The organism is Streptomyces sp. 15-116A (assembly GCF_025290915.1).
Classification (GTDB): domain Bacteria; phylum Actinomycetota; class Actinomycetes; order Streptomycetales; family Streptomycetaceae; genus Streptomyces.
The window spans coordinates 1-7,848 of the sequence record NZ_JAOCQE010000280.1 but is presented as its reverse complement, the minus strand read 5'-3'; the positions used below and the strand labels follow the sequence as shown (position 1 = coordinate 7,848).

The following is a 7,848-nucleotide window of genomic DNA, read 5'->3' as shown; positions in this document are numbered from 1 at the left end:
CACGCCGGCACCGCACAGCCCGGACACGCCGGCACCGCACAGCCCGGACACGCCGGCACCGCACGGCCCGCACACGCCGGCACCGCACGGCCCGGGCACGCTGTCACCGAGGCACCGCGCGCGCCGTGGGTCCTCATGAACCCGCGCTCCGGCGGCGGCAAGGTGGCCCGCTTCCGCCTGGAGGAGAAGGCCAGGGCCGCCGGTTGCCGGGTGACGCTACTCGAAGGGCACCAGGACGTCACCGCACTGGCCCGGCAGGCCGTCGCCGACGGGGCCGATCTGCTGGCGGTGGCGGGCGGCGACGGAACTCAGGCACTGGTCGCCGAGGTCGCGGCGCAGCACGACGTGCCGTTCGTCGTGATCCCGGCCGGTACGCGCAATCACTTCGCCCTCGATCTCGGCCTGGACCGCGACGATCCGGCGGCGGCGCTGCAGGCCCTGACCGATGCCGTGGAACTCCGCGTCGACCTCGGCTACGCCGCGGACCGCGTGTTCGTCAACAACGCCTCGTTCGGCACGTACGCGTCGATCGTCACCGACCCCGCCTACCGGGACGCCAAGGCCCGCACGGCGCTGCACGCCCTCCCCGGCCTCCTCACCGGCGAGGACGCACCGAGGCTGCGGGCGCGGGCCGATGCGACGGACATCGAGGGGCTTCAGGCGCTGCTCGTCAGCAACAACAGCTACGGGCGCGCTGTCGACGCCGCCCGTCCGGGACGCAGGGAGCGGCTGGACTCGGGACTCCTCGGTGTGGTGGGCGTCCGGGTGGGCAGCACCGCGCAGGCGGCCCGGCTGGCGTGGCGTCCTCGGTCCGGCGGATTGATCCGGCTGAGTGCCGCCGAGGTCGTCGTCGAGGCCGGCACTGACCGGCTCCCGGTCGGCATCGACGGGGAGCACGTGGTCCTGCCGTCGCCGGTCGTGTGCCGGGTCGCGCCGGGTGCCCTCAGGGTGCACGTACCCCGCCGGCGCGCGCACCGCCGTAGCGCGAGCGGGGCGGCGGCCGACTGGCCGGAAGTGACACGGCTGGCGCTGGGACGGCTGTCCCCGGGCCGGACGGCGCCCATCGGGTAGGACGCTCACGACCGGTGGGACGCTCACGCCGCGCGACGCGCAAGCGTCGAGGCGGCTCAGAGCGGCTCAGAGCGGCTGCCTCAGACAGAGCGGCCGGCTCAGACCGGCTGAGGGCGGAAGTCGAACATCGCGTCCCCGTCCGGCTGGACGACCCCGTACGTGCTCTCGGGGACCTCGTTCCAGGCGCCGGGCATGTCGCCGAGGGGCTCGGAGACGATGAGCCGGGTGTCGTCCGAGACCTCCCGCAGGAACCCGATCTCCGGGTGCAGCGAACGCAGCGTCTCCACTCGGGTGTTGTAGAAGAGCGAGCGGGAGGCCCGCTCGGAGGAGTAGCGGAACGCCCACACCCGCACCCCGTCGGTGACCGCGACGGTCATCTGCAGCGGGTACTCCACCCCGTGCTCGTGCCCCACCCGCTCGACGAAGCCGGCCATGCGCGCGACCGCGCCCGGCGGATCGTCCTCCAGGCCGAAGGTGAGCGCCAGATAGAACATCAGCTCCGAGTCCGTCGATCCCTCGATGCACAGGAAGAGGTCCGGGTCGACGGCCAGGGCGAGGTCACGGCGGATGCGGTGGAAGTCGGCGATGGCGCCGTTGTGCATCCACATCCAGCGGCCGTGGCGGAACGGGTGGCAGTTGGTCTGCTGCACCGGGGAGCCCGTGGAGGCCCGGATGTGCCCGAAGAACAGCGGCGAGCGCACATGGTCGGCGATCTCCCGCAGATTGCGGTTGCTCCACGCCGGGCCGATCTCCCGGATGATCCCCGGCGTCTCGATGTGCGAGCCGTACCAGCCGACGCCGAATCCGTCACCGTTGGTCGTCTCGACGCCGAGCTTGGCGTGCAGGCTCTGGTCGATGAGGGAGTGTGCCGGCTTGTAGAGGATCGTGTCGAGCAGGATGGGGGTGCCCGAGTAGGCGAGCCATCGGCACATCACCAGCCCCCGTTCCACGTCTGTCGCTCCAACGTGCCACGCCTACCGTGCCGTCGCATCCTCACCCGTGCCCGACCGCGTCACGCACAGCGCCCAGATGATGACTCCCGAGAAGGCGATCATCACGACGGACCACACCGGGTAGTACGGCAGGGACAGGAAGTTGGCGATGATGACGAGTCCAGCGACCGTCACCCCGGCGACGCGGGCCCACAGGGCGTCCTGGAACAGCCCGAAGGCGACGACCACGGCGAGCGCGCCGAGCACCAGGTGGATCCAGCCCCAGGTGGTGAGGTCGAACTCGAAGACGTAGTCGCCGGTGGTGACGAAGACCTCGTCCTCGGCGATGCCCATGACACCGCGGAGGATGCCGAGCGCCCCCGCGATCACGAGCGTGACGCCGGCGAAGACGGTCAGGCCCTCGGCCCATTGCTGCTTGACCGGCGGCACGTGTGCGCCGGATGTGCCGGAAGACGGGTGTGTCGCTGTCATCGTGCTGCCTCCATCAGTGGTGCGTCCGCCGTCAGCGGTGTGTCAGCCGTCAGGTGGTGCGTCCGCCGTCAGCGGTGTGTCCGCTGAGGACCAGTTCCTTCGCCCTGCGGAACTCCTCGTCCGTGATGTCGCCGCGTGCCTTGATCTCGGACAGCCGGGCGAGTTCGTCGACGCTGCCGGCCGGGCCGCCCGTGCCCCTGGCGGTCTCACGGACGTAGTCGTCGAAGGCCTGCTGCTGCGCACGTGCCTGCGCGATCTCGCGGCGGCCCATGTTCTTGCCCCGGGCGATGACGTACACGAACACGCCGAGGAAGGGCAGCACGATGGTGAACACCAGCCAGCCGGCCTTGGCCCAGCCGCTCAGGTCGTCGTCGCGGAAGATGTCCACGACGATCCGGAAGAGCAGGACGAACCACATGATCCACAAGAAGAACACCAGCATCGTCCAGAAGGCGCTCAGCAAGGGATAGTCGTATGCGAGGTAGGTCGCCGTACTCATCTCTGGACTCATCTCCGGCCTCCGTTCCGGGCGCGTCCACGACCTGCCGTGGACTGCCGAACTCAGCGTGTGTCCGCCGGCCCCCGGCCGCCTCACCCGGGGCGGGTGATCCGGCGGCGGCACGGGCCGGGCTGAGATGGGGGGCGAGACCGTCCTGCACCGAGGACCCTCCTTCACCGCGGACCCTCGTTCATCGAGGAACCTCCTTCACCGAGGCCCCTCCTTCACCACCAGGCGGGAGACACGCCATGGCCGTGCCCGGTTCGTTCAGCGCCTCTCTGTCCCCGGCCGAACGCGCCGCCCACGGCAGGAACGCGCGCCGCCGGGCACCCCGGTCGTCCCACGGCTGGTTCGAGGCGGCCCCGGGACGGCCCGACCCCGTCGACGTGATCGAGCAGCAGTCGGCGACCCGGCTGCCCGAGCTGGTGCCGATCCGCTACGGCCGCATGCTCGAAGCCCCCTTCCGGTTCTACCGGGGAGCCGCGGCCGTCATGGCGGCGGACCTGGCGCCGCTGCCGGGCACCGGTCTGACGGTGCAGCTGTGCGGAGACGCCCATCTGCTCAACTTCCGGCTGCTGGCGTCCCCGGAACGCCGTCTGGTGTTCGACATCAACGACTTCGACGAGACCCTCGCGGGTCCCTTCGAGTGGGACGTCAAGCGGCTGGCTGCCAGCTTCGCCGTCGCGGGCCGGGCGAACGGCTTCTCGGCCGGGGAGCAGAACGACGCGGTCGAGGCGTGCGTCAGGGCGTACCGGCGGCGGATGCGGGAGTTCGCGGGCATGCGCACCCTCGACATCTGGTACGCGCAGGACGACGCCGACCGGATCCACGAGCTGCTCGCCTCGTCGAAGCACCGCGAGGCCGGCCGCCGTACGGCCGAGGCGACCGCCCGCGCCCGGACCCGCACCCACCTTCAGGCCTTCGAGAAGCTCACCCGCGTCACGGCCGACGGGCGGCGCATCACCCCCGACCCGCCGCTGATCACCCCGCTGCGTGACCTGCTGGACGATCCCGCGACGGAGGAGAAGGCGCTGCGCGAGGTCCTGGACCAGTACGCGCGCTCCCTGTCGTCGGAGCGCCGGCATCTGCTGCGCCGCTTCCGCCTCGTCGACGTGGCCCGGAAGGTCGTCGGCGTCGGCAGTGTCGGCACCCGCTGCTGGATCGTGCTGCTGCTCGGCCGGGACGACGACGATCCCCTGCTGCTCCAGGCGAAGGAGGCGCAGGAGTCGGTGCTGGCCCCGTACACAAGCGGCGAACGGTACGACAACCAGGGCCGCCGGGTGGTGGCGGGACAGCGCCTGATCCAGACGACCAGCGACATCCTGCTGGGCTGGACGCACACCGTGGGCCTCGACGGGCACCCCCGCGACTTTTACGTGCGGCAGCTGCGCGACTGGAAGGGCATCGCCCGCCCGGAGACCATGGACCCGGGTCTGCTGCGGCTGTTCGCCCGGCTGTGCGGGGCCTGTCTGGCGCGGGCGCACGCCCGGTCCGGCGACCCCGTCGCCATCGCCGCGTACCTGGGCGGCGGCGACCGCTTCGACCGGGCGCTCACGCTGTTCGCCCAGGCGTACGCCGATCAGAACGAGCGGGACTTCGAGGCGCTGGGGGCGGCTGTCGAGTCGGGCAGGGTGCGGGCCGCGAGCGCGTGACGGCGCGCGTTGCTCCGTATCGCGCGGTCACTCCGGCACCTGACGTATCTCCAGCACCCGCAGCCCCAGGGACTGGCAGCGGGCCAGCAGCCCGTACAGATGGGCGTCGTCGACGATGTGCCCGAACAGGAGCGTCTGGCCGGACATCACGACGTGGTCGAGTTCCGGAAAGACGTTGATCAGCGGTTCCGAGAGGTGCCCGTCGACGCGGATCTCGTAGCGCATGAGCTGGTCTCCCGAGGGCTGAGGCGGCGGGTCACGCCCGCACGCTGCGATCGTCCTCCCGCGCGGCTCCCGCCCGGCTCACCCCGTACAGGTGATACACCGCTCGCCGGGGCGTACGGGCGGGTCGTTTCCTCGGGCGGGGCGGACGGGCGGGTCATTTCTTCAGCCAGAGCTTGAACCCGATGATCACCATGCCCAGCAGCAGGTTCACCGCCGCCGACAGGGCCACCTGGCGCCACGCGGCGCCGGCCCGGCGTGCCGCTGTGGCCGCCCAGCCCACCTGCCCCGCCACGGCGACGGACAGCCCGAACCACAGGGCGCCCTGCACGTCGAGGCCCAGCAGAGGGCTGACGGCGACGGCGACGGCGGGCGGGACGGCGGCCTTGACGATCGGCCACTCGTCCCGGCAGACGCGCATCACCACGCGCCGGTCCCAGGCCTGCCGCGTCAGCCGCGCCCCGAACAGCTGAGCGTGCACATGGGCGATCCAGAACACGCCGCCGGTGAGCACCAGCAGCAGTACCAGTTCCAGCCGGGGGAACTGGCCGAGCGAGCCGGCCCCGACGATCACCGACGCGGCGAGCATGGATCCGTACACGCCGCCGGTGTAGTCGGCGTGCGTCCGCTGCTCGGCCCGGCGTTCGGCACGTTCGGCACGGCGCTCGGCACGCCCTTCGGTACGGGGTGCGGCTTCGGTGCCGCGCTCCGAGGCATGGCTGGGCATCATGGGCTCCCGGTTCGGGTCGGGCCCGGCCGGGCGGGCCCCGCCGCGGTGCCGGGCTGCCGGGGGCGTTCGGTGTCGCGGCCCGGCAGGTGCGGGGTGACCAGGAAACTCGCCAGCGTGATGGCGCCGGTCGCCAGGATCGCCGCCTTGAGGCCGTCGAGCTGCGCCGACGCGTACGACTCCGTCACCGCCTCCACCTCGGTCGGCGGCAGCCCGGCGCGGACGGCCGCCGAGCGGACCTGGTCGGTGGGCACGAAGGTGACACCGGCCTCCAGACGGACGCCGACCTGCTGCCGGGTCTCCTGGGACAGCCGCGCGTCGTCCTCCACCTGCGCGGTGAAGGCGTGCGCCAGGGAGCCGATGAGCAGCGACCCGATGAGCGCGGTGCCGAGCGCGGAGCCGAGGTTCTGCGCCGTGTACTGGAGGCCGCCGACCTCGCTGCGCTCCTCCTCGCTCGCGCTGGACTGGACGACGTTGCCGAGCTGCGAGGCGAACAGGCCCATGCCCACACCGAGCAGGCCCATCGCCCCGGCGAACTGCGCGTCGTCGATGACGGGGTCGATGGTGGCCAGCAGCCAGACGACGGCCGCGGTCACGGTGACCAGGGCCAGCCGGACCACCAGGCGCGGGCCGGCCAGGCGGCCGAGCCGGGCGGCGCCGAGGGAGGTCACGAGCATGGTGACGGAGACCGGGAGCAGCCGCAGCCCGGTCTCGAAGGCGTCGAATCCCTGCACGACCTGCAGATACAGGGGGATGGTGAAGAACAGGCCCAGCAGGATGAGGTTCTGGCTGAGCAGGGACAGCAGGCCGGACCGGAGCGCGGGCCGCCCGAGCATCGGCAGATGCACCAGCGGTTCGGCACCGCGCGCCTCGCGCCGGTGCTCCCAGCGGCGGAACACCGCGAGGACGGCGATCCCGGCGCCGATCACGAACAGCGTCGGCGCGAAGCCGAGGACGGTGAACGGCGGATTGCGCGGCTGCACCCAGCCCCAGGTGCTGCTCTGGAGGACGCCGAGCACACCGAGCGCCAGACCGGCCGCGGAGAGCGTGGCACCGATCCCGTCCAGCCGGGGACGCTCGCCGGTCCGCGGCACCTCGGTGATGGCGCGGCGCAGGGCGAGCACGGCGAGGACGATCACGACCTCCCCGGCGAACACCAGCCGCCAGCTGAGGTACGTCGTGACCCAGCCGCCCAGCAGCGGTCCCACAGCGATTCCGGCACCGGCCAGGCCGCCGACGACGCCGTAGGCGACGGCCCGGTCGCGGCCCCGGTAGGACTCGGCGACGAGCGCGGCCATGGCGGGCAGGACCAGTGCGGCGCCGAGTCCCTCGATGACGGACCAGCCGAGTACCAGCACCCACAGGGTCGGCGCGATCGCGGTCAGGGCGGAGCCGACGGCGTACAGGGCGAGCCCGCCCAGGAAGACGCGGCGGCGGCCGAGCATGTCCCCCAGCCGGCCACCGATGATCATGAAGGCGGCCATGACCAGCGCGTAGAGCGTGATGACGGCCTGGATGGCGGTGACCTCGGTGTCGAAGTCCTCGACGAGCTGGCTGATGGACACGTTCATGACGGCCGTGTCCAGGACCATCAGGAACTGCGCGGTCCCGAGGACGACCAGTGCCCGCCAGTGCCTCACGTGCCCACCTCGTCTGCCTCGCCCGCCTCGTCCGCCTGGCCCACGTCGCTCACCTCGACCACTTCGCCGGATCGGCCCGGCGGCCGGCGGTGACCGGTCGCCGGTGCCATCGCACCCGATTCCGGCGCCCCGCGCCTCACCCGTCACGGGCGAAACGGACACCACCGCCCGCGCAGCCCAGATCGCCCGCGCAGCCCGCACCGTCCAGGCCGCCCGCGCCGGCTCACAGCAGCTTCAGCTCGCGGGCCCGGCGTACCGCCTCGCCGCGCCGGTTGACCTGGAGCTTGCGGTAGACGCTCTTGAGGTGGGTCTTGACCGTGTTCACCGAGACGTACAGGTCGGCGGCGATCTCCTCGGTCGACATCATCTGGGCCAGCCGCCGCAGCACATCCCGTTCGCGGCCGCTCAGCTCCTCCACGGGGTCGGGCAGCGGCCCGTGCGGGAGCCGCGCCTGCGCCTCGCCGGGCCCCGGCGACCTGTCGACGAGCCAGCCCTGGGCCAGCCGGTGCAGCTCCGCGGACCGCAAATGGGGCCCGATCCACGGTTCGGCCTCGATGAAGGGGCGCCGCAGCCGGTCGCCGCGTGCCTCGCGCAGGGCACGGGCCAGCAGGCG

The 7,848-nt window shown here is 72.4% G+C and carries 9 protein-coding genes; 2 read left to right on the top strand and 7 right to left on the bottom strand.

Going from position 1 to position 7,848, the window contains the following annotated elements; genetic code table 11:
- The coding region (locus tag N4P33_RS29565; RefSeq protein ID WP_260830012.1) for a diacylglycerol kinase family protein at positions 1–1,071 on the top strand (1,071 nt) is incomplete at its 5' end.
- Positions 1,072–1,169: 98 nt separating this feature from the next.
- On the opposite strand, the gene N4P33_RS29560 is transcribed toward N4P33_RS29565, so the two are convergent.
- From N4P33_RS29560 to N4P33_RS29550, 3 genes are read right to left on the bottom strand one after another with little or no spacing between them, the layout of a single operon-like run.
- Positions 1,170–2,003: a class II glutamine amidotransferase gene (locus N4P33_RS29560; protein WP_260830013.1), complete on the bottom strand. Its 834-nt coding sequence runs from the start codon at positions 2,001–2,003 to the stop codon at positions 1,170–1,172.
- A 42-nt stretch (positions 2,004–2,045) separates the two neighbouring features.
- The gene (locus N4P33_RS29555; protein ID WP_260830011.1) at positions 2,046–2,495 is read right to left on the bottom strand and encodes a hypothetical protein; all 450 of its coding nucleotides are present in this window, start codon (positions 2,493–2,495) and stop codon (positions 2,046–2,048) included.
- A gap of 49 nt (positions 2,496–2,544) precedes the next feature.
- Positions 2,545–2,994 (bottom strand): SHOCT domain-containing protein, encoded by a 450-nt coding sequence (locus N4P33_RS29550; RefSeq protein WP_260830010.1) that lies wholly within the window; start codon positions 2,992–2,994, stop codon positions 2,545–2,547.
- A 248-nt stretch (positions 2,995–3,242) separates the two neighbouring features.
- Between N4P33_RS29550 and N4P33_RS29545 the strand changes: the two genes are divergently transcribed.
- A complete protein-coding gene (locus tag N4P33_RS29545; protein ID WP_260830009.1) occupies positions 3,243–4,646 on the top strand; it encodes a DUF2252 domain-containing protein in 1,404 nt (467 codons plus the stop codon).
- A 27-nt stretch (positions 4,647–4,673) separates the two neighbouring features.
- Here the strand turns inward: N4P33_RS29545 and N4P33_RS29540 are convergent, their stop codons facing one another.
- The 4 genes from N4P33_RS29540 to N4P33_RS29525 all read right to left on the bottom strand — a co-directional run.
- A complete protein-coding gene (locus N4P33_RS29540; protein ID WP_260830008.1) occupies positions 4,674–4,871 on the bottom strand; it encodes a hypothetical protein in 198 nt (65 codons plus the stop codon).
- A gap of 154 nt (positions 4,872–5,025) precedes the next feature.
- Entirely contained in the window at positions 5,026–5,598 is a 573-nt protein-coding gene (locus N4P33_RS29535; RefSeq protein ID WP_260830007.1) for a hypothetical protein, read from the bottom strand.
- The gene (locus N4P33_RS29530) at positions 5,595–7,235 is read right to left on the bottom strand and encodes an MFS transporter (protein ID WP_260830006.1); all 1,641 of its coding nucleotides are present in this window, start codon (positions 7,233–7,235) and stop codon (positions 5,595–5,597) included. The genes N4P33_RS29535 and N4P33_RS29530 overlap by 4 nt, the downstream gene beginning before the upstream one ends.
- Positions 7,236–7,458: 223 nt before the next feature.
- Positions 7,459–7,848, bottom strand: a 390-nt coding sequence (locus tag N4P33_RS29525; RefSeq protein WP_260830005.1) for a helix-turn-helix transcriptional regulator, incomplete at its 5' end; no start/stop codon positions are given.

Excerpts from the sequence above, each read along its gene's own strand:
- N4P33_RS29560 (WP_260830013.1), bottom strand. The coding sequence starts at position 2,003 with ATGTGCCGATGGCTCGCCTACTCGGGCACCCCCATCCTGCTCGACACG.
- N4P33_RS29535 (WP_260830007.1), bottom strand. The coding sequence starts at position 5,598 with ATGATGCCCAGCCATGCCTCGGAGCGCGGCACCGAAGCCGCACCCCGT.
- N4P33_RS29540 (WP_260830008.1), bottom strand. The coding sequence starts at position 4,871 with ATGCGCTACGAGATCCGCGTCGACGGGCACCTCTCGGAACCGCTGATC.
- N4P33_RS29555 (WP_260830011.1), bottom strand. The coding sequence starts at position 2,495 with ATGACAGCGACACACCCGTCTTCCGGCACATCCGGCGCACACGTGCCG.
- N4P33_RS29545 (WP_260830009.1), top strand. The coding sequence starts at position 3,243 with ATGGCCGTGCCCGGTTCGTTCAGCGCCTCTCTGTCCCCGGCCGAACGC.
- N4P33_RS29550 (WP_260830010.1), bottom strand. The coding sequence starts at position 2,994 with ATGAGTACGGCGACCTACCTCGCATACGACTATCCCTTGCTGAGCGCC.